Source organism: Pseudomonas sp. SJZ078, from assembly GCF_007828255.1.
Taxonomy (GTDB): Bacteria; Pseudomonadota; Gammaproteobacteria; order Pseudomonadales; family Pseudomonadaceae; genus Aquipseudomonas.
In genome coordinates this window covers 47,461-67,692 of the sequence record NZ_VIUG01000003.1, presented here as the reverse complement: position 1 = coordinate 67,692, position 20,232 = coordinate 47,461, and the positions used below count along the sequence as shown (strand labels likewise).

Annotated in this window: 21 protein-coding genes and 1 pseudogene; 11 read left to right on the top strand and 11 right to left on the bottom strand. The window is 61.5% G+C overall.

The window, feature by feature from the left end:
* Window positions 1–36: 36 nt before the first annotated feature.
* From FBY02_RS03935 to FBY02_RS03920, 4 genes are read right to left on the bottom strand one after another with little or no spacing between them, the layout of a single operon-like run.
* On the bottom strand, window positions 37–789 hold the full coding sequence (locus FBY02_RS03935) for an N-formylglutamate amidohydrolase (protein ID WP_144923662.1): 753 nt from the start codon (window positions 787–789) through the stop codon (window positions 37–39).
* On the bottom strand, window positions 773–2,122 hold the full coding sequence (locus FBY02_RS03930) for a glutamine synthetase family protein (protein WP_144923659.1): 1,350 nt from the start codon (window positions 2,120–2,122) through the stop codon (window positions 773–775). The genes FBY02_RS03935 and FBY02_RS03930 overlap by 17 nt, the downstream gene beginning before the upstream one ends.
* Window positions 2,119–2,763 carry an isochorismatase family cysteine hydrolase gene (locus FBY02_RS03925; RefSeq protein ID WP_144923656.1) on the bottom strand — a complete coding sequence of 215 codons (645 nt, stop codon included), beginning with the start codon at window positions 2,761–2,763 and terminating at the stop codon, window positions 2,119–2,121. The genes FBY02_RS03930 and FBY02_RS03925 overlap by 4 nt, the downstream gene beginning before the upstream one ends.
* 2 nt (window positions 2,764–2,765) lie before the next feature.
* Window positions 2,766–3,620, bottom strand: a complete 855-nt coding sequence (locus tag FBY02_RS03920) for a MurR/RpiR family transcriptional regulator (protein ID WP_144923653.1) — start codon at window positions 3,618–3,620, stop codon at window positions 2,766–2,768.
* A gap of 287 nt (window positions 3,621–3,907) precedes the next feature.
* Here FBY02_RS03920 and FBY02_RS03915 point away from each other — a divergent pair, with 287 nt between their 5' ends.
* Both FBY02_RS03915 and cobF read left to right on the top strand, forming a co-directional pair.
* Window positions 3,908–4,474 (top strand): histidine phosphatase family protein, encoded by a 567-nt coding sequence (locus FBY02_RS03915; protein ID WP_144923650.1) that lies wholly within the window; start codon window positions 3,908–3,910, stop codon window positions 4,472–4,474.
* Entirely contained in the window at window positions 4,471–5,226 is a 756-nt protein-coding gene (cobF, locus tag FBY02_RS03910) for a precorrin-6A synthase (deacetylating) (RefSeq protein ID WP_144923647.1), read from the top strand. The genes FBY02_RS03915 and cobF overlap by 4 nt, the downstream gene beginning before the upstream one ends.
* Before the next feature lie 73 nt (window positions 5,227–5,299).
* On the opposite strand, the gene ftrA is transcribed toward cobF, so the two are convergent.
* Complete coding sequence (gene ftrA / locus FBY02_RS03905) at window positions 5,300–6,259, bottom strand: transcriptional regulator FtrA (RefSeq protein WP_144923644.1); 960 nt, start codon at window positions 6,257–6,259, stop codon at window positions 5,300–5,302.
* 101 nt (window positions 6,260–6,360) lie between these two features.
* Between ftrA and FBY02_RS03900 the strand changes: the two genes are divergently transcribed.
* The 4 genes from FBY02_RS03900 to FBY02_RS03885 all read left to right on the top strand — a co-directional run bounded on the left by FBY02_RS03900 (window position 6,361) and on the right by FBY02_RS03885 (window position 9,816).
* Complete coding sequence (locus FBY02_RS03900; protein WP_144923639.1) at window positions 6,361–6,795, top strand: rhodanese-like domain-containing protein; 435 nt, start codon at window positions 6,361–6,363, stop codon at window positions 6,793–6,795.
* 246 nt (window positions 6,796–7,041) lie between these two features.
* Window positions 7,042–7,821 (top strand): ABC transporter substrate-binding protein, encoded by a 780-nt coding sequence (locus FBY02_RS03895; protein ID WP_047703706.1) that lies wholly within the window; start codon window positions 7,042–7,044, stop codon window positions 7,819–7,821.
* A gap of 101 nt (window positions 7,822–7,922) precedes the next feature.
* Window positions 7,923–9,035: a M14 family metallopeptidase gene (locus tag FBY02_RS03890; RefSeq protein WP_144923636.1), complete on the top strand. Its 1,113-nt coding sequence runs from the start codon at window positions 7,923–7,925 to the stop codon at window positions 9,033–9,035.
* A gap of 64 nt (window positions 9,036–9,099) precedes the next feature.
* Window positions 9,100–9,816, top strand: coding sequence for an alpha/beta hydrolase (locus FBY02_RS03885; RefSeq protein WP_144923633.1), 717 nt, complete (start codon window positions 9,100–9,102; stop codon window positions 9,814–9,816).
* Window positions 9,817–9,993: 177 nt separating this feature from the next.
* On the opposite strand, the gene FBY02_RS03880 is transcribed toward FBY02_RS03885, so the two are convergent.
* From FBY02_RS03880 to FBY02_RS03870, 3 genes are all read right to left on the bottom strand, one after another.
* Window positions 9,994–10,581 carry a hypothetical protein gene (locus FBY02_RS03880; protein WP_144923630.1) on the bottom strand — a complete coding sequence of 196 codons (588 nt, stop codon included), beginning with the start codon at window positions 10,579–10,581 and terminating at the stop codon, window positions 9,994–9,996.
* A gap of 90 nt (window positions 10,582–10,671) precedes the next feature.
* Window positions 10,672–10,956, bottom strand: coding sequence for a hypothetical protein (locus FBY02_RS03875; protein ID WP_144923627.1), 285 nt, complete (start codon window positions 10,954–10,956; stop codon window positions 10,672–10,674).
* Window positions 10,957–11,036: 80 nt separating this feature from the next.
* A complete protein-coding gene (locus tag FBY02_RS03870) occupies window positions 11,037–11,984 on the bottom strand; it encodes a nucleoside-specific channel-forming protein Tsx (RefSeq protein WP_144923624.1) in 948 nt (315 codons plus the stop codon).
* A 192-nt stretch (window positions 11,985–12,176) separates the two neighbouring features.
* Here FBY02_RS03870 and selD point away from each other — a divergent pair, with 192 nt between their 5' ends.
* Together selD and mnmH are read left to right on the top strand one after the other, a co-directional pair.
* Window positions 12,177–13,211, top strand: coding sequence for a selenide, water dikinase SelD (gene selD / locus FBY02_RS03865; protein WP_047703702.1), 1,035 nt, complete (start codon window positions 12,177–12,179; stop codon window positions 13,209–13,211).
* Complete coding sequence (gene mnmH / locus FBY02_RS03860) at window positions 13,211–14,314, top strand: tRNA 2-selenouridine(34) synthase MnmH (RefSeq protein WP_144923621.1); 1,104 nt, start codon at window positions 13,211–13,213, stop codon at window positions 14,312–14,314. The genes selD and mnmH overlap by 1 nt, the downstream gene beginning before the upstream one ends.
* Before the next feature lie 77 nt (window positions 14,315–14,391).
* Here the strand turns inward: mnmH and FBY02_RS03855 are convergent, their stop codons facing one another.
* Both FBY02_RS03855 and FBY02_RS03850 read right to left on the bottom strand, forming a co-directional pair.
* Window positions 14,392–15,444: a permease gene (locus FBY02_RS03855; protein WP_144923618.1), complete on the bottom strand. Its 1,053-nt coding sequence runs from the start codon at window positions 15,442–15,444 to the stop codon at window positions 14,392–14,394.
* Between the two features lie 101 nt (window positions 15,445–15,545).
* Entirely contained in the window at window positions 15,546–16,220 is a 675-nt protein-coding gene (locus FBY02_RS03850; protein ID WP_144923615.1) for a histidine phosphatase family protein, read from the bottom strand.
* Window positions 16,221–16,613: 393 nt separating this feature from the next.
* Between FBY02_RS03850 and FBY02_RS03845 the strand changes: the two genes are divergently transcribed.
* From FBY02_RS03845 to FBY02_RS03835, 3 genes are all read left to right on the top strand, one after another.
* A complete protein-coding gene (locus tag FBY02_RS03845) occupies window positions 16,614–17,312 on the top strand; it encodes a glutathione binding-like protein (RefSeq protein ID WP_144923612.1) in 699 nt (232 codons plus the stop codon).
* Between the two features lie 173 nt (window positions 17,313–17,485).
* Entirely contained in the window at window positions 17,486–18,460 is a 975-nt protein-coding gene (gene hemB / locus FBY02_RS03840; RefSeq protein ID WP_144923609.1) for a porphobilinogen synthase, read from the top strand.
* Between the two features lie 175 nt (window positions 18,461–18,635).
* On the top strand, window positions 18,636–19,730 hold the full coding sequence (locus FBY02_RS03835; protein ID WP_144923606.1) for a DUF1615 domain-containing protein: 1,095 nt from the start codon (window positions 18,636–18,638) through the stop codon (window positions 19,728–19,730).
* Window positions 19,731–19,805: 75 nt separating this feature from the next.
* On the opposite strand, the pseudogene FBY02_RS03830 reads toward FBY02_RS03835, so the two are convergent.
* Window positions 19,806–20,078, bottom strand: a pseudogene (locus tag FBY02_RS03830) (phage infection protein); the annotation flags it as partial.
* Between the last annotated feature and the right edge of the window lie 154 nt (window positions 20,079–20,232).

Below are 20,232 nucleotides of genomic sequence, written 5' to 3'. Positions count from 1 at the left end.
CGTTGATGTTGTTTTTCTATTGTTTGTTGCTGCCCGTTACAGCAACGGCGCCAGGTAGGCGCTCCAGGTGCGCACCGCCTCGGGGCTGCGCAGCAGGTCGTTGCGCACCTCAATCAACACCGAGTCCAGGCCGCGACTATCGCCGTGGACCGGAACCGTCATGTCGCTCAACGGGTTGATCCGGTAGGGCTGGTTGCCCGCCACCCGCAGCGAATGCCGGCCCAGCCCATCGACGATGCGCTGGGCGTAGTCCACGGCTTCGCCGAACAGCACGCCTGCTTCCAGTGCGCGTGGCTGGCCGTAGAACACGGGGGTGAAACTGTGGATGCCCACCACCCGCGTCGGTCGGTTGTCGGCCAGGCGCTGGTCGATCAGCGACCGCAACCGGTCATGGAACGGGTGGAACAGACACTGCTGGCGGTATTGCCGGGTGGCTTCGTCCAGGGACTGGTTGCCCGGGACCTGGTAGATCTCGCTCTGGGGCGGGATGCTGTCCGGCACGTGGAGCGGGCGATTCAAGTCGATCAGCAGGCGCGAATAGGTGGCCGCCAGCAAGGTCGCGCCGAGCGTTTCGGACAAGCGTTCGGCCAGGGCGAGGGCGCCAATGTCCCAGGCAATGTGTTCATGGGCCGCCGTCTCGTCCAGGCCCAGGTCATTCAGTGCGGTAGGGATGAAGCGGCTGGCGTGCTCGCACACCAATATCAATGGGTGCTCGGCGTTCTCCCGGATCAGCCGGTAGGGCGGTTCGGTGTAAAGCCCCGACTCGGCGCACTCAATAGATTCGCGCATAGTGCTCACATCGCTCGGCAGGTGACAGCGCCTGGGTCAAGGCCAGTTCCTGAGCCTTCAAGGCGAAGTAGGTTTCGACCAGTGGACCGGGCAGCGCCTCCAACAGAGCCCCGCTGTGACGCAGGCAATCCAGTGCCTGGGCCAGGGTGGTCGGCAGGGCGATAATGCCACGAGTCCGGCGTTCTTCCTCATTCAAATCGTCAGGTATTTCATCGGTGACGGCATTGAGCGCCAACCGTTGTTCGATGCCCAGTCGTCCGGCGATCAGCAAGGCCGCCATCGCCAGGTGCGGTGAGGCGGTGGCATCCATGGCCCGGAACTCCAGGTTGTACTGGTTCGCCAGCGGCTTGCCACCCAGGCTCACGATCGGGCAGATGCGCAGCGCCGCTTCGCGGTTGCGCTGTCCCAGGCAAGCGTAGGATGCGCTCCAGTGATGGGGTTGCAGGCGTTCGTAGGAAACCGGCGTCGGCGCCGTCAGCGCGCACAGCGCCGGCAGATGCTGCAGGACACCGGCGGCCCAATGCCGGCCGAGGCTGGACAGGCCGTTGTCGCTCGCGCTGTCGTAGAGCACTGGATCGCCGTCCAGGTCTTGCAGGCTCAGGTGCAGGTGCACGCCGTTGCACACGGCCTCGGCCGAGGTCTTGGCCGCGAAGCTCGCCTCCAGGCCCATTTGCCGGGCGATTTCGCGGGTGATTTCGCGTACGTTCACCGCGCGGTCGGCGGCGGCGACGCCCAGGGTCGGGCGGCAAGTGATTTCATACTGTTGCTTGCCGTATTCGGGCAGGAACATTTCCGGTTCGACACCCCCGGCCCGCAGAGCGCTGAGCAGCCACCCGGCGAATCCGGCCTGCTGGCGCTGGGCCTGGAGGCTGAAGGCCAGGCGATCGGGTTGGGGCCGGGGGGATTTGAGATTGAACTCATGCTCGAATGCGGCGAAGACCTGCAAGCCCAGTTCGCTGCGATAGCGTTCCACTTCGTCATGCAGCAGCGTGCGCGGGCAGGCGCCCCAGGGCCGGCCGTCGGTCTCGCGCACGTCACAGTGGATGAAATCCAGCGCCGGGGCCTCGGGGTCGGGACCGTTGCCGATGGTGACCCGGCTGGACAGGTCCGGTACCAGTCGCAGGTCGCCATATGCGCCCCAGGGATTGGCCGAAGCAATGATGTCCTGGGGTGTCAGCGCGCTGTTGGCCGGCACCCAGCCACAGCCGGCAGTGACGTAGTGGGGAAGTTCATCGCTGGGAAACGAGCGTCCGCGGGTCACGCCGATCAGGTCGGTGCTCACCAGCGTGGTGACGGGCAGCGGAGTGAGCGTTACGGCTTCGAGGCGGCTCATGGCTGCATCTCCTGCAAGCGCCCGAGCACGGTATCGGTGTCGGTGATCCAGCAATAACCCTTGATGGCATTCAAGCAGGCCAGGTGGCGCTGTTCGGTGTAAGTGGCACAGGCATCCTCCACCAGCGTGACCAGATAACCGCGGTCGGCAGCGTCGCGCACGGCCATGTCGACACACTGGTCGGTGACGATGCCGGCGACGATCAGGTGCCGGACCTGCAGGTTGCGCAACACGTAGTCAATATTGGTGGAATTGAAGACCCCCGAAGAGGTCTTGGGCAACACGATCTCGTTTTCCAGCGGCGCCAGTTCGGCGATGATCTGCGCCTGCGGGCTACCCTTGGGCAAGTGCATGTCCGACAGCTTATGGTCCAGGGAACGGTCGCGGCCATCGGCGGTGAGGCTTTCGATGTGGGTGTGCAAGACGTTTTGTCGGGCTGCACGCACCCCGTCGAGCAGGCTTTGCTGGTTGGGAATCACACGCTGGCGGGCGCGGCGGATGAAATAGTCGGCCTCGGGAGTGTCCAGATGAGCATCGAACTGCGGCTCCAGCCAGGCCCGCTGCATGTCGACCAGCAACAATGCGGTGTGGTCGCGGGTGAACGGCAGATCCCGGGGGGAGCGGTGAGGGAGCGAGAACATCCTTATTTTTCCTCCAACAGGTGCGTGTCGAATTCAGTGCGCAAGCCGTCGATACCCTCCAGGCGTTCGGCCAGGCCAGGACATTGCAATGTCAGGCAGGCGATCAGGGCTTCGACCTGGGCCAGCGCCGGTACCAGGCTATCGAAGGCCGAAACTGATTCCACCGGCGCGCTGATGATCAGGTCGGCCAGTTCGCGCAATGGCGAAGCATAAATGTCGCTGAACAACACGACCCGGGCATGGCGTTGCTTGGCCGCACTGGCGACACGAAGGGCCTGGGCCTGGTAGCGACGATAATCGAAGATCAGCACCACATCCTGACGTTGCACATCGAACAGGCGGTCCGGCAGTTGGGCGTTATCTTCGAGAGCAAAACAGCCGGCCCGCAGCAGGCGCAGATGATTGAGCAGGTAGTGGGCGAGGAAGCTGCTGAAGCGTCCGCCGAAACAATGTACCTGGTGCCGGGTCTCGAGCAACCACTGTACGAGAATGCGCACGTCTTCGGGCTGGGTCAGAACCTGGGTTTCCAGCAGGCTGCGCTGGCTGGCCACCAGGTACTGGCTCCAGGTGTCGCCTTGCTGCAATTTGATCCGAGGTTGCAACATCGTGCGGGGGGAGCGCAGGCGGTGGTCCATGTCGACCAGCAGCGCATCCTGGAACTCGGCATAGCCGCCGAATCCGAGTTTCTTTACCAGGCGCACGATGGTTGGGTCGCTCACGCCGGCGTGTTCGGCCAGGCGCGACATCGGGCCGAGGCCGTTGCGCGGATAATGATCGAGCAGAGCACGTACGACCTTGCGTTCCGACGGCGTCAAGATCAGGCCGGGATCGGTAATAAGGTCCCTGAGAGGCGGCATCCGTGCTCCTTGCTGGATGGGTGTTGAATTTCTTTCATAACTGCTGAAAACAGTATTTATGTAGCCAGTGCTACATGTCTAGTGGTTTTTACGTTTCGTTTAAAATGCTCGAAATTGGTGCGAAAGTCCTGTAGGGCGGGGAGTTGGGAAGAATGAAGTGGGTATGTCAGCCAATGCTTTTTTCTGTGTCAGATATAACGACTTTTTGTCTCGGATATTTGATTTCAGATAAGGTGCCGTACACCAAAGACTCCAGTATCCGCCCTCCGCTAGTGTGAGCGTCCCGCGTGCAAGCCACCCGTCTGACTTTGATCAGCCATGCCCGAACCGTCGCCCAGAAGCAGGCGCGTTTCGCGCTGGATGAATCACTCGACGCTGACTGGCTGGCCAGGCGCCCGGAGGCTGGCCACAGGTATCGAAACGTTCGGCACATCCTCTGTGGGCCTGAGTTGCGCACGCGCCAGACCGCCGCATTGTTCGGTGACGAAGTCCGGGTGGTCCAGGCCCTGGCCGATTGTGATATGGGGCGGTGGCGTGGATTGTCCATCGAGGCGCTGCTCCAGGCCGAACCGGAACACCTGCAAGCCTGGTTCGATGATTCCCATGCGATTCCCCATGGCGGCGAGTCCATCGACCGCCTGTGTCGTCGTGTCGGGGAATGGCTGGCAAGCCTGGAAAGTGAACCGGGACACCTGTTGGCCATCACTCACCCGTTCGTGATCCGGGCGGCCCTGATGAACGTCTTGCAATGCCCGGCGAGCAGCTTCAGCCGGATCGACATCGAACCGTTGTCTTCCCTGGAGTTGCGTTTCAACGGGGTATGGCGCTTGCGCGCCCAGGAGTCATGGACATGAAGAAGCTTTCAGTTATAGGTATCGGCGCCGGCGATCCGGATTACTTGACGATGCAAGCGGTAAAGGCCCTGAATCGGGTGGATGTGTTCTTTCTCATGGACAAGGGGCCCGCCAAGCACACACTGCTGGATCTGCGGCGCGGCATCTGCGCGCGCTATATCGTCGACCGCCCTTATCGTTTTGTCGAAGCCTGTAGTCCTGAGCGTCAACGCGGCGACCCGGACTACGCCAGCAGTGTCGAAGATCTGAATCGCGCGAAGCAGGCGACGTTTGAAAGGTTGATTGATGAAGAGTTGTCCGACGGGGAGTGCGGCGGTTTTCTGGTGTGGGGCGATCCGTCGTTGTACGACAGCACGGTTCGCATCCTGCAGACCCTTCTCGAGACGGGGCGCTGCGACTTCGAGTTTGAAGTGATCCCAGGCATCACCAGCGTCCAGGCCCTGGCGGCGCAGCACAAAGTACCGTTGAACACCATTGGCGGCGCGTTGGAGATCACTACGGGACGGCGGTTGGCGGCGGGGCAGGTGGGGGACGCGGCAAGCGTGGTGGTGATGCTCGACGCCGAGGATGCATACCGCCAGGTGAGCGATCTCGATACGCATATCTATTGGGGCGCCTACGTCGGGACACCGGACGAGCTGCTCATCGCCGGGCGGTTGGGGGATGTGGCCGATGACATCGAGCGCACCCGCAAGGCGGCGCGGCAGGCGAACGGGTGGATCATGGATACTTATTTGCTGCGTAAGCATTGAGGGTTGCGAATCAAGCCTATGGCGAGGGAGCGCTTTTGCCACAGGGGGCGTGTCCTGAGACAACTCTGTACATTCACCCGCGCCCAAACCGCTCCCTATACACCGACGGCGCCAACCCCACCACGCTGCGGAACGCCACGCGAAAGCTTTCCACCGAGCGATAGCCGCACAGCTGGGCGATGTTGTCGGTGTTGTCCCTGGTGCTTTCCAGCAGCTCTCGGGCGCGCGCCAGGCGTTCATGCTGCAGCCAGGCCTTGGGCGACAGGCCGCAGGCCTGGGTAAAGCGGCGCAGGAATGTCCGTTCGCTCATGGCCGCCTGGCTGGCGAGCTCGCGCACGCCGAGGGGCTCGTGCAGGTGTTCACGGGCCCATTGCATGACCCCGGACAGATCACCGCGTGGGGTGCGGCTGACCGGTGATGGGATGAACTGCGCCTGGCCGCCGGTGCGCTGCGTCGGCATCACCAATCGGCGCGCCACGGCGTTGGCGACCTGGGCACCGAAATCCCGCGTCACGAGGTGCAAGCAGGCATCGATGCCGGCGGCGCTGCCGGCCGAGGTGATGACTTGGCCTGAGTCCACGTACAGCACATCCGGATCGACCAGGATGGCCGGAAAGCTTTCGGCCAGTTCATCGGTGTAGCGCCAGTGGGTCGTGGCCCCCAGTCCGTCCAGTAACCCGGCAGCCGCCAACACGAATGCCCCGGAGCAGATCGACAGCAGGCGTGCGCCACGGGCATGGGCTTTGCGCAGTGCTTTGAGCAAGTCTTCTGATGGTGGCTCGTTGCGGCTGCGCCAGCCGGGGATCACGATGGTCCGTGCCGTATCCAGCAGCTCCATGCCGCCATCGGCCAGTACCTGGAAGCCGCCCATGGCGCGCAACGGGCCGTCATCGACGGCGACGATCCGGTGTTCGTACCAAGGGAAGTCGAATTCGGGTCGGGCCAGCCCGAAAATTTCGACGGCGACGCCGAATTCGAACGTGCATAAGCCGTCATAGGCAAGGACCGCGACCAGGCCGGGGGAAGGCTGCATTTGGCGGAAAATTCCCACTGAGTGTCTTGTGCGTCACTTTAGCGGTTAGCATAGGCCGGATAAAGTCTCCTTACGCCCTCATCCCCCTTGGAGTACCCACCATGCCCAGTCCGGTTAGCGAAGTGCCTGCTGCTCCGTCCGACGTTGCTCTACAGCATTTCAGCCGTCGTCTGACGTTCGAAACAGATTGTTCCGACGTTCATGCCAGCCAACAGGCCGGCGACGTTGACTTTGTTCTGGTGGATGTCCGCGGGCCCCTGGCTTATGAACGCGGTCATGTACCAGGCGCGATCAATATTCCGACGCGCTCGCTCACTGCCCAGTCGCTGGCCGCATATCCGAAAACCACACTGTTCGTGGTTTATTGTGCCGGGCCACACTGCAACGGTGCGAACAAGGCAGCGGTCCGTCTGGCAACCCTGGGCTATCCGGTCAAGGAAATGATCGGCGGCGTCATGGGCTGGCTCGATGAAGGCTTTCGCCTGACCGGTCTGGTGGAGCGTGTGGCGGACACGGCAGCCAGCTGCGACTGTTGAGTTTTTGCAGCAGTCGATACTCACTGTGGCAAGGGAGCAAGCTCCCTCGCCAGAGGCACTGCTACCTGTCAGGTTATTCGCAAACTTCATGGACATCAGGCACGGCTGATTATTTTTATAACTATTTGTCGCCTCAACACAATTCGCCCTCGGAGTGCCCCTCTAGACTCCCGGCCACTTCGGTTTTTGCCAACCGAACGCTGCCTACGATCTGCCAATAAAAAACCTGCGCACTCAGGAGCAAAAATGAAGAAGCTAGCAATGTTCGGTGCCCTGGCACTGTCCGTGTTGTCCTTGTCGGCCGTGGCCGCTGACGCCAAGCCGATCCGCCTCGGGATCGAAGCCGGTTACCCACCGTTCTCGATGAAAACCGCTGACGGCAAACTGGCCGGCTTCGATGTCGATATCGGTGATGCGTTATGTGAACAGATGAAGGTCAAGTGTGTCTGGGTCGAGCAGGAGTTCGATGGCCTGATCCCGGCGCTGAAAGTGAAGAAGATCGACGCGATCCTGTCGTCGATGACCATCACTGACGACCGCAAGAAGAGCGTCGATTTCACCATCAAGTACTACCACACCCCGGCACGCTTCGTGATGAAGGAAGGTTCCGGGATCAAGGACCCGCTGACCGAACTCAAGGGTAAGAAGGTCGGTGTGCTGCGAGCCAGCACCCATGATCGTTTCGCTACCGAAGTGCTGGTACCGGCGGGCATCAACCTGGTGCGCTACAGTTCCCAGCAGGAAGCCAACCTGGACATGGTCGCCGGCCGTCTCGACGCCATGCTGGCCGATTCGGTCAACCTCGACGATGGCTTCCTGAAAACCGATGCCGGCAAAGGCTTCGCGTTCGTGGGCCCGGCCTATGACGATCCGAAGTACTTCGGTGGTGGTGCCGGCATTGCCGTGGGCAAGGGTAATCAGGCCCTGGCCGAGAAATTCAACGCCGCCATTACCGAAATCCGCGCCAACGGCACGTACAAGAAGGTGCAGGACAAGTACTTCGCCTTCGACATCTACGGGCACTGATCGTTGAAACCAAGGTGGCCCTCCGTTGACCCGGTCGGCCACCTTTTTCATGGGGGATTGTTTTACCCTGTGCCCCGGGCGCCTTCGTATCTGGAGATTTCATGCAACGCATCGACCATACCCTGCCATGGAGCCACCTCGGCACCGAACGTCGGCTCAGTGTGTTTCGTTATGGCCATGGCCCACGCAAGGTCTACATCCAGGCCAGCCTGCACGCCGATGAGTTGCCGGGCATGCGCACGGCGTGGGAGCTGAAGCAGCGGCTCAACGCTCTCGAGGCCCAAGGCATGCTCAAGGGGGTGATCGAGCTGGTGCCGGTGGCCAATCCCATCGGCCTGGATCAGCATCTGCAAAGCGCCCACATGGGGCGTTTCGAGTTGGGCAGCGGCAAGAACTTCAACCGCTCCTTCGTAGAACTCAGCGCCCCGGTGGCGCAACGTGTCGGCCAGCGGCTGGGAGACGATCCGGCGGCCAATATCACCTTGATCCGCCAGACCATGCTTCAGGTGCTGGACGAGTTGCCCGCACCCCCTTCGCAGCTCGAAGCCTTGCATCGCCTCCTGCTGCGCCATGCCTGCGATGCCGATATCACCCTCGACCTGCACTGCGATTTCGAGGCAGCGATTCACCTGTACGCCTTGCCGCAACAGTGGCCGCAGTGGCGCTCCCTGGCCGCGCGGTTGAAAGCTGGCGTGGCATTGCTGTGCGAGGATTCCGGTGGCAGTTCGTTCGACGAATCCTGCTCCACCCCCTGGTTGCGTCTGGCCAGGGCTTTTCCCGAAGCGGCGATCCCACCGGCCAACCTGGCGACCACCCTGGAATTGGGGAGTATGGGCGACACGCGGGTGGACCAGGCCCAGGCCAACTGCGAGGCTATCCTCGGGTTTCTTGCCGAGCAGGGTTTCATCGGCGGTGACTGGCCGTCCGTGCCCGCCCAATGCTGTGAAGGTTTTCCGTTCGAGGGCACCGAGTACTTGTTCGCACCGCACCATGGCGTGGTGAGCTTCCTGCGCGAAGCGGGCGAATGGGTGGAGCAGGGCGATCCCTTGTTCGAAGTGGTCGACCCGTTGAATGACCGGGTCACGACGGTACGGGCCGGCACCAGCGGCGTGCTGTTCGCCCTGGACCGTGGGCGTTATACCGAGCCGGGCATCTGGCAGGCGAAAGTGGCGGGACGTGAACCGATACGCACCGGGAAATTGACCAACGACTGAAAAGTGCTGTCTACCTCACCGTACGGCCCTCGCCATGGGGCTCTCGAATGATGGAGGAAGATCAATGTTCAAAGCGTTCGCCCTGTTCCTGTTGCTGGTCTCGTCCGGGTTGCAAGCCCAGCCCTCGCTGCACACGGACTTGCCGCTCAGTTATCTGGCCCAGGCCGACGAGCAGGCCAGGGACCGGCCGCTGGTGATATTCCTGCATGGTTCCGGCAGCAACGAACAGGACCTGTTCGAACTCAAGGACGAGTTGCCCAGGCATTACAACTACCTCTCGGTGCGGGCGCCGAAGAGCATGGAACCGGGCCATTACCAGTGGTTTGCGAAGAAGGGCGAGGGCGCCTATGACGGTGATACCTCGGACTTGAAGGCCAGTGGCCAGATGCTGCTGGATTTCATCGAGAAGGCCCGGGCCAAATACCCGACGGACGCCAGCCGGGTCTATCTGGTGGGCTTCAGCCAGGGTGCGATGATGAGTTACGAAGTCGCCCTGCGACACCCCGAAGCGGTCGGTGGAGTCGCCGCGATGGGCGGGCGGGTCCTGTCGGTGCTGCAAGCCGAACTGACCCCCGACGAATCGCGGCGGTCGCTGGCGGTGTTCATCGGCCACGGCACGGCCGACCCGATCATTCCCTACCACGACGGCACCGAGGCCGACACGTTGCTGAAGACCCTGGCCCTGGAGCCGGAATTCCATGCCTATCCGGGCGTCGGGCATACCATCAGTGCCTTGGAAGTGCAGGACCTGCGGGCCTGGCTGGAGCGGCTCAACCCCTAGCGGTTTCGGTTGAAGCGTCGGCACATCCAACATCGATGCAGGCAAATTCACCGCCTTCGCGAGCAAGCCCGCTCCCACAGCTTGGTTCCGGGCGTTCACACGATTCATGCCCACCACGAAACCTGTGGGAGCGGGCTTGCTCGCGAATAAAGCAACGCGGTGCCCGCGCCCAGGCCATCACTTGCCGCTGGCGATCTGTTTCACCAGCGCTTCATGTCCGTTCTTGTCACTGGCCCGGGAGATGATCTGTACCACGGCGACACGTGTGCCGGAGGCTCCCAGCAACGTGGTGTCGAGGGTCGGCCCGCCGCCCTGGGTGGCGCTGGTGTCGAGTTGACGCAGGCCCAGTCCACTGCCTTTGAGGGTCAGGCTTTTTTCGCTGAGGATCCTGGCGTCCGGTAGGGCTTTGCTTCGCTGGGCGGCGAAGCCGGCCATGGTGGTGTCGAGAAACGCAGCATCGTCATCCTTGACCTTCGCACCATTGACGATGGTGTTTTCAGCCGTGATCACCACGGTCCTGCTGGTCGCATTGCTATACAGGGTCCCCGTCGCCCCTGCCGTGCCCTGGGCGGCATCGCCGGCAGGCAGTGCCGTCGCAGTGAAACCCTTGGGCAAGGTAAAGACAAATTTGCCGTCCAGCATTGATACCTTCTGGGCCGGTAGATCACCGGAGGTTTTGGCCGGGGCCGAATGGGCTGGTACGACAGCCAGACTGGCGATGGCTGTCAGCAACAGGGCAGCGGTGTGTTTTATCAGCAATGACATTGAAACTCTCGGCTTGGAGGGCGTATGGGGAGGCCGATCATCCCACGGGCATCCCGCCGGACTCCAGCGCTGCGCAAGCTTCCCAACGCGTCAGTCAGGCTCGACATCCAGCTGCAGGCTGTCATCGGCCAGGCGCTCGGTGCGCCGGACGATCCCGCTGATCCGCCGCCCCTCGGCAGTGAACACCACGATCTGGGCTTTCTCCAGATCATCCGGCAGTGGGGGGCGGATATGCAGCGCGAACCACGGCGGCTCACCGTCATCGAGGCGTTTGACATCGAACCGGCAGTCGATGCTTTTGGTTTCCCGGCCGAACAGCGTGTCGAGGCCGTAATCCAGCTGGGTGTTGTCGGCAGTGGCGGAGGAAAGGGACATCGGCAGTCTCCTGTTGAGCATCGGGTGGATGTTCAAGTGATTCTCGTGATGAACGAAAATTCCATCGCCAATGCCCCTGATCAGAATTGATAACCTACCCCGGCATAGTAGCCCCAGCCATCGGAGCGGGCGCGGAAATTTCCGTCGCCGAAGTTCAGTTCACTGCCATCTTCCCAGTTACCGCCGTTGTGGAAGTAGCGGCCCACCAGGGTGAAGCGCAGGTGAGTGAAGGAATACAGCAAAACGTTGGTGGCGACCGTGGCGTTGGCGGTGCGTGCCGGATTGTCCTTGTGCAGGTCGGAGCCGAAATCGAAGTTGGTGAAGCCGATGTAGGTCAGGGACGCACCATTGCTGAACCGGCTGATCGGCACGATGTACTTGAGTTGAGCGCGGTAGCCGTCCCAGGAATATTCATTGCTGGCGCCGTAGTTTTCCCATTGATACCGGCCGTAGAAGTTGGCCGACAGGTTGACCCGGGAATGAGTGTCGATGTCGGTGCCCAGTCCGCTGTATAAAGTGTTGCCACGATTGGCGCTGTTGCTGCCGTGGTCATAGATCCAGTCGAACGCCACATACCATTCCTTGAATGGCCCGATGGCCAGGCTGCGACCCACCAGGGAGTCGATGGAGATGCGCGGTTCGTGTTCCATGAACAGCGGCGAGCCGTGGTCCCATGCCCCTTTGTCGTGGCTGTTGCCGATGTCGAAAATCTTCGGAATGTCGACGTAGCCGTACAGTTCGAACGGCCCCTTGCGACCGAAATACTCATACTCCAGGTACACATCGTCGACCGGTTGCGGGCCGAAGCTGATGTCCTTGCTGCCGATGATGGTCAGGTTCTGGTTGTACCAGTCTGACAAGTAGGCGCCTTTTTCTGGCGGGGTGGCTTCGGGACTCAAGGCTTCGCCCTGGGCAGAGTCGTTCGGTGCTGCTTGGGCGGATGGGCTGGGTAGTCCGGTAACGGCGCTCAGGAGCAGGGAGGCTGCGAATACACCGGGCACGGCGCAACGCCGGGAAATGAAATGCATGGAAAGTCCTTGTTCGTGCGGGCCGAAGCCCGTGATCCTGGATGAAAGAAAACAACCCGATCAGAAGGCCCTGATGGGGCTCGCAAACGTTTGCACATCCCGTACCAGTTTCTCCTGGCCATGGCGGCATCAGCACTGAAGCGTCGACGTTGCTGCTAGAATCGCTCACCTTGACTGATGAGAGGTATGCCCATGAGCGAGCCCATTCGCCTGACCCAGTACAGCCACGGCGCCGGTTGCGGCTGCAAGATATCGCCGCAGGTGCTGGAAGTGATCCTGGCCGGCAGCGGTGCGCAGAACCTTGATCCCAAACTGTGGGTTGGCAACGCCTCCCGGGACGATGCCGCGGTGTATGCCATCGACGAGGAGCGCGGGGTGGTATCGACCACTGACTTCTTCATGCCGATTGTCGATGATCCCTTCGATTTCGGCCGCATCGCCGCCACCAATGCCATCAGCGACATCTACGCCATGGGCGGTGATCCGTTGATGGCCATTGCGATTCTCGGTTGGCCCGTCAATGTGCTGGCCCCGGAAATCGCACGGGAAGTGATTCGCGGCGGTCGTTCGGTGTGCGACGAGGCGGGTATCCCATTGGCTGGCGGGCATTCGATCGATGCGCCGGAGCCGATTTTCGGCCTGGCCGTCACCGGCCTGGTGCAAAAGCGCCACATGAAGCGCAACGACACCGCCACTGCCGGTTGCCGCCTGTACCTGACCAAGCCCCTGGGCATTGGCATCCTCACCACGGCGGAAAAGAAAGGCAAATTGCGCGCCGCCGACGTTGGCCTGGCCCGCGACTGGATGTGCACCCTCAACAAACCCGGCAGCCGCTTCGGCAAGCTCGATGGCGTGACGGCCATGACCGACGTCACCGGTTTCGGTCTGCTCGGGCATCTGGTGGAAATGGCAGACGGCAGCCAGTTGACCGCACGCATCCGCTACGACGCGGTGCCGCGCCTGCCGGGCGTCGAGTATTACCTCGACCTGGGCTGCGTGCCGGGCGGAACACTGCGCAACTATGACAGCTACGCCAGTAAGGTCGGTCGCGTCCAGGAACTGCACAAGCGCGTGCTATGCGACCCGCAGACCAGCGGCGGCCTGTTGATCGCCGTGACGGCGCAGGGCGAAGGCGAGTTTCTTGAAGTGGCCGCTGAATTGGGCCTCGCGCTGGAGCCGATTGGCGAATTGGTCGAGCGACAGACCAGCGCGGTCGAGGTGTCTTGATGAGCAATGACATTACCGATTACCGCGATATTTTCCTCAACGATCGGCCGATGATGGACACCCGCGCGCCCGTCGAATTTCTCAAGGGTGCGTTTCCCGGCGTGGTCAATCTGCCGCTGATGACCGACATCGAGCGGCAGCGGGTCGGCACGTGCTACAAGCAGCAAGGCCAGCAAGCGGCCATCGTCCTGGGGCATCAGTTGGTGTCCGGCGACACCAAGGCGCAACGCATCCAGGCCTGGGCCGACTTCGCCCGGGCCCATCCTGACGGTGTTCTGTATTGCTTTCGAGGCGGGCTGCGCTCGCAGATCGTCCAGCAGTGGCTCAAGGACGAAGCCGGCATCGAATACCCCAGGGTGGGCGGCGGCTACAAGGCGATGCGCACGTTCCTGCTCGATACCGTGGAGCAGGCGGTCGCCCAGTGCGATTTCGTCTTGCTGGGTGGCATGACCGGTACCGGCAAGACCGAAGTCCTGAACCAGCTGGGCAACGGCCTGGACCTTGAAGGTTACGCCAACCACCGGGGTTCGAGCTTCGGCAAGCGTGCCACGGGACAACCTTCCAACATCGATTTCGAGAACCGCCTGGCCGTGGATGTGCTGAAAAAGCGCGCCGCCGGTATCGGGCAATTCGTGGTGGAAGATGAAAGCCGCATGGTCGGCAGTTGTGCCTTGCCATTGCCGCTGTACCAGCGCATGCAACAGGTCCCGATGGTCTGGCTTGAAGACAGCCTGGAGCGGCGGGTCGAGCGGATTCTGCGGGATTACGTCATCAACCTGAGCGCCGAGTTTATCGCTGTACATGGCGAGGAGGGGTTCTCGCTGTTCTCCGAGCGGTTGCTGGCGAGTCTGGACAATATCCACAAGCGCCTGGGAGGCGACCGCCATCGGCGCCTGATGGCAATCATGGAAGCCGCCTTGGCCGAGCAGGCCGATAGCGGCGCCGTGGATTTGCATCGTGGCTGGATCGAAGGGTTGCTGCGCGAGTATTACGACCCGATGTACGTGTTCCAGCGGGAAAAGAAGGGAGGGCGGATCGAGTTCGCGGGAGAGCAGGCGGCTGTGCTCGAATATCTGCGTGAGCGCGCCCCCCGGACAGGTTGACCTCGGGGCCTCGTGGGAACGGGCTGCCGCTATCGCGAGCCTGCTCGCGATAGCGGTGGATCAGTAAATCTTGAAGCCTAAAGCAACACCGCCCCGATCAACCCGCAGACGATGCCGACCAACATGGTCAGCAGCGCCACGGTCACCAGCACCCGGGCATCGAAATCCTTGCGCAGCATCAACAGCGACGGCAGGCTGATGCTCGGCAGTGTCATCAGCAACGCCACGGCCGGTCCGGTGCCCATGCCCAGGGTCATCATCGTTTGGACGATGGGGATTTCCGCAGCGGTGGGAATCACGAACAACGTGCCGACAATGGCCAGCGGTACCAGCCACACCAGGCTGTTGGCCATGGCGCCATCGACATGGGGAAACAGCCAGACCCGTGCGGCGCCCAGGACCAGCACGGCCAACACATAGACGGGGATGGTGCTCCAGAACAACTGCCACAAGGTCCGTCCCCAACGCGCCAGGAAAGGCTGTGTATCGACCTCGCTGGCCTCGGTCACCGCCTCTACGGCCGCCTCGGGCAGAACTTCGGGCCGGGCGATGCACTGGGCGACCATCGACACGCCGAAGACCAGCACGATACCTGCTACCAACCGCAAGGCGGTGAAGCCCCAGCCCAGCACGAAGCCCATGAAGACCAGGGTCGCGGGGTTGAGTACCGGGTTGCCGATCCAGAAGGCCAGCGCCGCGCCTACCGAGACATTCTGCCGGCGCATACCGGCCGCCACCGGCGCCGCGCAGCACGAGCACATCATGCCGGGCAGGGCGAACAGCCCGCCGCGCAAGGTCGAGGCAAAACCGGCCTGGCCGAACAGGCGCAACAGCCAGTCACGGGGAATCAGTACCTGCAACAGGGAGCCCAGGATCACCGCCAGCACCGCCGCTTTCCAGATCGCCAGGAAATACACCTTGGCGTAGGCCAGCGCGGCCATCAGCGGCGCGGTCTGTGCGTCGTTGAGGATCGAGCCGCCGATGCTGTGGTTGTCGGCGGCGACGAACGCCTTGAGGTAATAGGGCGACCATTTGACGTAGTAGAGACCGACACAGGCCACCAGCAGGAACAGGGCGGGTTTCCACCAGAACGACCAGCCCCGAATGGGAGCGGCAGAAGATAAAGACATGGAGAAGGTCCGGGCAACAGGGATGTAGGCGCATCATACCCTGTGGCGAGGAAGGTTGCTGTGGCGAGGGCGCTTGCTCCCGCTCCACCCCTGCCCGCCGCTTACGTCGGACAGGTTTGCTGGCCGTTATCCAGGCCCTGCTTGTAGCTCTGGCTGGAGAGACTGGCCTTGCCGTTGTGCCAGGTCAGGGTCAGGACATACAACGAATCGAAATCCCCGGATTCCCAGTCTTCGGTAATGGTCTGCTCCTTGCCCACGGCCTCGCCGGCCACTTTGTTGATCAGTTCCGGCAGATAGCCGTGGGACCAGGCCGTGTAGATGGTGGCGTTGTGGTACTTGTCGTGCAGCAATTCGTCGGCCAGGGCGCTGGTGTCGTTGGCCGAGTATTCGATATTGACCGGCAACCCGAGCTTGATCGCACTGGGGCTGATGGTCATCAGTGGGCGAATATAACTATAGGAATTATCCCGCTCGCCTTCTTCCACGTTGCGGGTCGGGTTGGCTGCGAATACGTAGTCGGCCTTGCCGAACTTTTGCGGCAGCAGGGTGGCCAGGTCGATGGCGCGGTTGAGGCCCTGGCAATTGAGTTGCCCCAGGCCGCCGGCGGGCTTTTCGGCGTGGCGCAGGAACACCAGGGTCTGGATGCCATCGACCGGCTGGGCGCGACTGACGCTGGATTCCAGTGACAGCACCAGGCCGCAGACCACGAGCGATGTCGGCAATACCAGCCATGAACGGCGTTTGAGGTATCTGGTGAACTGCAGGGGATTGATCATCGGATTATGTTCTTCGGCTGTCTCGAGTCAGGCATCGAGTCAGGCTGACAAACCCTGGCACCACGAAGCCCTGGCTTCGGATGTTTTCCTTGTCATTACGCCGCTTCGATTCCTCGGGGCATTGCTCTGAGTCTCCCGAAGCCCTTTTGGTTCGATCCTGCCGCGGCTCTCTTCCGTGAGATGGGGGAAGATTAACGACAGGATGTTGCGAAATTAATAAAGGCCGGCGTGATTGGTATGACGTATGGAGGTTTAGCGAATGACCTTATTTCCAACCCTGGCGTGTTTCTCCGGCCCGTCTGGCAAACGTGAGCATCAGCAGGGGCATTTCCTGATGCCATCCATCCGGTCCTGAATTATGCTCCAGCATTTCCTCCTGCCATGGAGCTCCCCATGCCCGATCTGACCCAATTCCCGATCACCCGGAAATGGCCCGCCCAATACCCCGAGTGGCTCCAGCTCTACTCCCTGCCCACCCCCAACGGCGTGAAAGTCTCGATCATGCTGGAGGAGATCGGCCTGCCCTATGAACCTCACAAGGTGGATTTCGGCAGCAACGATCAGCTTTCCCCTGAATTCCTTTCCCTCAACCCGAATAACAAGATCCCGGCGATCCTCGATCCCCATGGACCGGGCGACCAGCCGTTGGCGTTGTTCGAGTCCGGGGCGATTCTGATTTACCTGGCGGACAAGAGCGGCCAACTGCTGGCCCAGGAATCGGCGGCGCGCTACGAGACGATTCAGTGGCTGATGTTCCAGATGGGGAGTATCGGGCCGATGTTCGGGCAGTTGGGTTTCTTCAATAAGTTCGCCGGCAAGGACTATGAGGATAAGCGACCTCGTGACCGTTATGTCGAGGAGAGCAAGCGTTTGCTCAAGGTACTCGATGGTCGCCTGGAAGGACGCGACTGGATCATGGGCGAGCGCTACACCATTGCCGACATCGCCACGTTCCCCTGGGTGCGCAACCTGATCGGGTTCTATGAGGCCGGCGATCTGGTGGGCATCCAGAACTTCCCCAACGTCACGCGGGTGCTGGAACGCTTCCTGGCGCGGCCGGCAGTGGTTCGCGGCTTGAAGATTCCCGAATGAGCGGAGCGATGCGCCGTTCAAGGGCAATGACTTGCATCAACGGTTCGCTGAGCGTGTAAGCGGATTATTGCCCTGCCGGTAACACACTGTTTTCCAGGCGCCGTTTGTACCCGGGTCGGCCAAGGCATAAGCTTTGGCCCCCTGTGATTGACACGCATTTGCCCAGGAGTCCCATGTCCAGCCAGTTCCCCGAAGCACGTCCACGCCGCTTGCGTCGTAATGCCAACCTGCGCAGTCTTTTCCAGGAAACCGAGTTCACGCTGAACGACCTGGTCCTGCCGATTTTCGTCGAGGAAGAAGTCGATGACTTCGTGCCGATCAAGAGCATGCCTGGCGTGGTGCGCATTCCTGAGTCGAAACTGGCCGGCGAGATCGAGCGATATGCCCGTGCGGGCATCAAGTCGGTGATGACCTTTGGCGTGTCCCATCATCTGGATAGCGACGGCAGCGACACCTGGAACGAGCGTGGGCTGGTGTCACGCATGGCCGCGATCTGCAAGGACGCGGTACCGGAAATGATCGTGATGTCCGACACGTGTTTCTGTGAATACACCGATCACGGTCATTGCGGCGTGCTTCATGGGCATGAAGTGGACAACGATCGGACCCTGTTCAACCTGGGCCGGCAAGCCGTGGCAGCGGCCCGCGCCGGTGCCGATGTCATTGCTCCGTCCGCGGCGATGGATGGGCAGGTCCAGGCAATTCGCAAGGCTCTGGATGAAGCCGGCTTCAGCCAGACGGCAATCATGGCCTATTCCACCAAATTCGCCTCGGCGCTCTACGGCCCGTTCCGTGAGGCTGGCGGCAGCGCGTTGAAGGGCGACCGCAAGAGCTATCAGATGAATCCGATGAACCGTCGCGAAGCATTGCGCGAATCCCTACTCGATGAACAGGAAGGCGCCGATGCGCTGATGGTCAAGCCGGCCGGCGCCTACCTCGATATCATCCGTGATATCCGCCAGGCGTCGAACCTTCCGTTGTCGGCGTATCAGGTCAGTGGCGAATACGCGATGATCAAATTCGCCGCCCAGGCCGGCGCCATCGACGAAGCCCGAGTGGTGCGTGAAAGCCTTGGCGCGATCAAGCGGGCAGGGGCGGATCTGATCTTTACCTACTTTGCGATGGACCTGGCATCGAGCGGCATCTGATCCACACCATTCCCTTGTGGGAGCGAGCTGTCCGCAAGATTCGCGTTCGCCATCGCTCCCACATGGGTTTTGCGGTGTTATCGAGCCGGTTTTATCCATGTGTCGAACGACGGAGCATAGCCTGTCGCCGTTTTTGATCGTATGGTGCTCTGGAGTACAAACCTGACGGAGCCCTATGCCTTTCAATCGATGGTTGTTCATTCTCCCGGCGCTGTTGATTCTGGCCGGTTGCGGCAGTCGTCAGGTCCAGGAGCCTGAACGCCAGCCCGCCGAGGTCAAGGCGCAGATCGTGCGGTTGTTGCCGGCCAAGACCGCGGATCGCGAAGGCTGGGCCACGGACATCTATGTCGCGTTTGCCGCGCAGCAGATCCCGCCTACGACGCAGAATATCTGTTCGGTACTGGCTGTCGCTGAGCAGGAGTCGACGTTCCAGGCCGACCCCTCGGTGCCGGGACTGGGCAAGATTGCCCGGCAGGAAATCGACCGCCGTGCGGCGAAGCTGCACATTCCAGGGCTGTTGGTCAGCGGTGCGCTCCAGGTGCGTTCATCCAATGGCAAGAGCTACAGCGACCGGCTCGCCGCGGTGCGTAGCGAGAAGGAGCTAAGCGGCATTTTCGATGACTTCATTGGCATGGTCCCACTGGGCAAAACACTGTTCGACGGTTTCAACCCGGTGCACACCGGCGGGCCGATGCAGGTCAGTATTGCCTTCGCCCAGGCCAATGCGCGAAATTATCCTTATCCGGTGGACGGGTCGATTCGCCAGGAAGTGTTCAGTCGACGCGGTGGGATGTACTTCGGCATTGCGCATTTATTGGGATATCCAGTCAGCTACACCGAGCCGTTGTATCGCTTCGCCGATTTCAATGCCGGTTGGTACGCCAGCCGCAACGCGGCCTTCCAGCATGCAGTGAGTCGCGCCTCAGGTATTTCCCTGGCACTCGACGGTGACCTGATCCTGCATGACTCCATCATGCCCGGCAGCACCGAGCTGGCGGTGCGCACCCTTGGGAAATCGTTGGGAATGCGTAACCCGACCATTCGCGATCAGTTGGAGCAGGGTGACAGCCTGGCATTCGAGGACAGCAAACTCTACAAGGGCGTCTTCGAACTGGCTGAAAAGGCCGAGGGTAAGCCGTTACCCCGTGCGGTGTTGCCGGGGATCGTCCTCAAGAGCCCGAAAATCACCCGCAAGCTGACCACCGCATGGTTTGCCAAGCGGGTAGACGAGCGCTATCAGCGATGCATGGCGCGGTCGGCGGGACGGTAGCGAACGGTGACCATGAAAAAAGCCCGGTGGATAAGACCGGGCTTTTGTCGGGCAGAGCAGGGCGGCAGGTCATGCGCGGTTCTGGGCCAGATGATCCGAACCACCTTCAGCGACACGGTTTTCGCTCAAGCGATCGGAACCACCTTCAGCGACGCGGTTTTCGCTCAAGCGATCGGAACCACCTTCAGCGACACGGTTTTCGTTCAAGCGATCGGAACCACCTTCAGCGACACGGTTTTCAATCAGTCGATCGGAACCACCTTCGGCAACGACCGGGTGGGAAGAAGCGGCGAATGCGTTGGCTGCCAGAACCGAGAAAGCGAGGCTGAGGATGATTTGGCGTTTCATGATGGTGTGCTCCGGGGATGCAGTGGGTTTGTGTGGGGCCATTGTTGCGTCGGGCAGTGATCATGAGAACTTCATTGACGTGATGGTGACCATCGATGGCGGTGATAGCTGGTCGATGTACAGGTCGTCCACGGCGTGGAACATTGGGCGTGCG

Bases quoted from the DNA above. Each gene is read 5' to 3' on its own strand.
- FBY02_RS03935 (WP_144923662.1), bottom strand. From the start codon at position 789: ATGCGCGAATCTATTGAGTGCGCCGAGTCGGGGCTTTACACCGAACCG.
- FBY02_RS03930 (WP_144923659.1), bottom strand. From the start codon at position 2,122: ATGAGCCGCCTCGAAGCCGTAACGCTCACTCCGCTGCCCGTCACCACG.
- FBY02_RS03925 (WP_144923656.1), bottom strand. From the start codon at position 2,763: ATGTTCTCGCTCCCTCACCGCTCCCCCCGGGATCTGCCGTTCACCCGC.
- FBY02_RS03920 (WP_144923653.1), bottom strand. From the start codon at position 3,620: ATGCCGCCTCTCAGGGACCTTATTACCGATCCCGGCCTGATCTTGACG.
- cobF (WP_144923647.1), top strand. From the start codon at position 4,471: ATGAAGAAGCTTTCAGTTATAGGTATCGGCGCCGGCGATCCGGATTAC.
- ftrA (WP_144923644.1), bottom strand. From the start codon at position 6,259: ATGCAGCCTTCCCCCGGCCTGGTCGCGGTCCTTGCCTATGACGGCTTA.
- FBY02_RS03900 (WP_144923639.1), top strand. From the start codon at position 6,361: ATGCCCAGTCCGGTTAGCGAAGTGCCTGCTGCTCCGTCCGACGTTGCT.
- FBY02_RS03895 (WP_047703706.1), top strand. From the start codon at position 7,042: ATGAAGAAGCTAGCAATGTTCGGTGCCCTGGCACTGTCCGTGTTGTCC.
- FBY02_RS03890 (WP_144923636.1), top strand. From the start codon at position 7,923: ATGCAACGCATCGACCATACCCTGCCATGGAGCCACCTCGGCACCGAA.
- FBY02_RS03885 (WP_144923633.1), top strand. From the start codon at position 9,100: ATGTTCAAAGCGTTCGCCCTGTTCCTGTTGCTGGTCTCGTCCGGGTTG.
- FBY02_RS03880 (WP_144923630.1), bottom strand. From the start codon at position 10,581: ATGTCATTGCTGATAAAACACACCGCTGCCCTGTTGCTGACAGCCATC.
- FBY02_RS03875 (WP_144923627.1), bottom strand. From the start codon at position 10,956: ATGTCCCTTTCCTCCGCCACTGCCGACAACACCCAGCTGGATTACGGC.
- FBY02_RS03870 (WP_144923624.1), bottom strand. From the start codon at position 11,984: ATGCATTTCATTTCCCGGCGTTGCGCCGTGCCCGGTGTATTCGCAGCC.
- selD (WP_047703702.1), top strand. From the start codon at position 12,177: ATGAGCGAGCCCATTCGCCTGACCCAGTACAGCCACGGCGCCGGTTGC.
- mnmH (WP_144923621.1), top strand. From the start codon at position 13,211: ATGAGCAATGACATTACCGATTACCGCGATATTTTCCTCAACGATCGG.
- FBY02_RS03855 (WP_144923618.1), bottom strand. From the start codon at position 15,444: ATGTCTTTATCTTCTGCCGCTCCCATTCGGGGCTGGTCGTTCTGGTGG.
- FBY02_RS03850 (WP_144923615.1), bottom strand. From the start codon at position 16,220: ATGATCAATCCCCTGCAGTTCACCAGATACCTCAAACGCCGTTCATGG.
- FBY02_RS03845 (WP_144923612.1), top strand. From the start codon at position 16,614: ATGCCCGATCTGACCCAATTCCCGATCACCCGGAAATGGCCCGCCCAA.
- hemB (WP_144923609.1), top strand. From the start codon at position 17,486: ATGTCCAGCCAGTTCCCCGAAGCACGTCCACGCCGCTTGCGTCGTAAT.
- FBY02_RS03835 (WP_144923606.1), top strand. From the start codon at position 18,636: ATGCCTTTCAATCGATGGTTGTTCATTCTCCCGGCGCTGTTGATTCTG.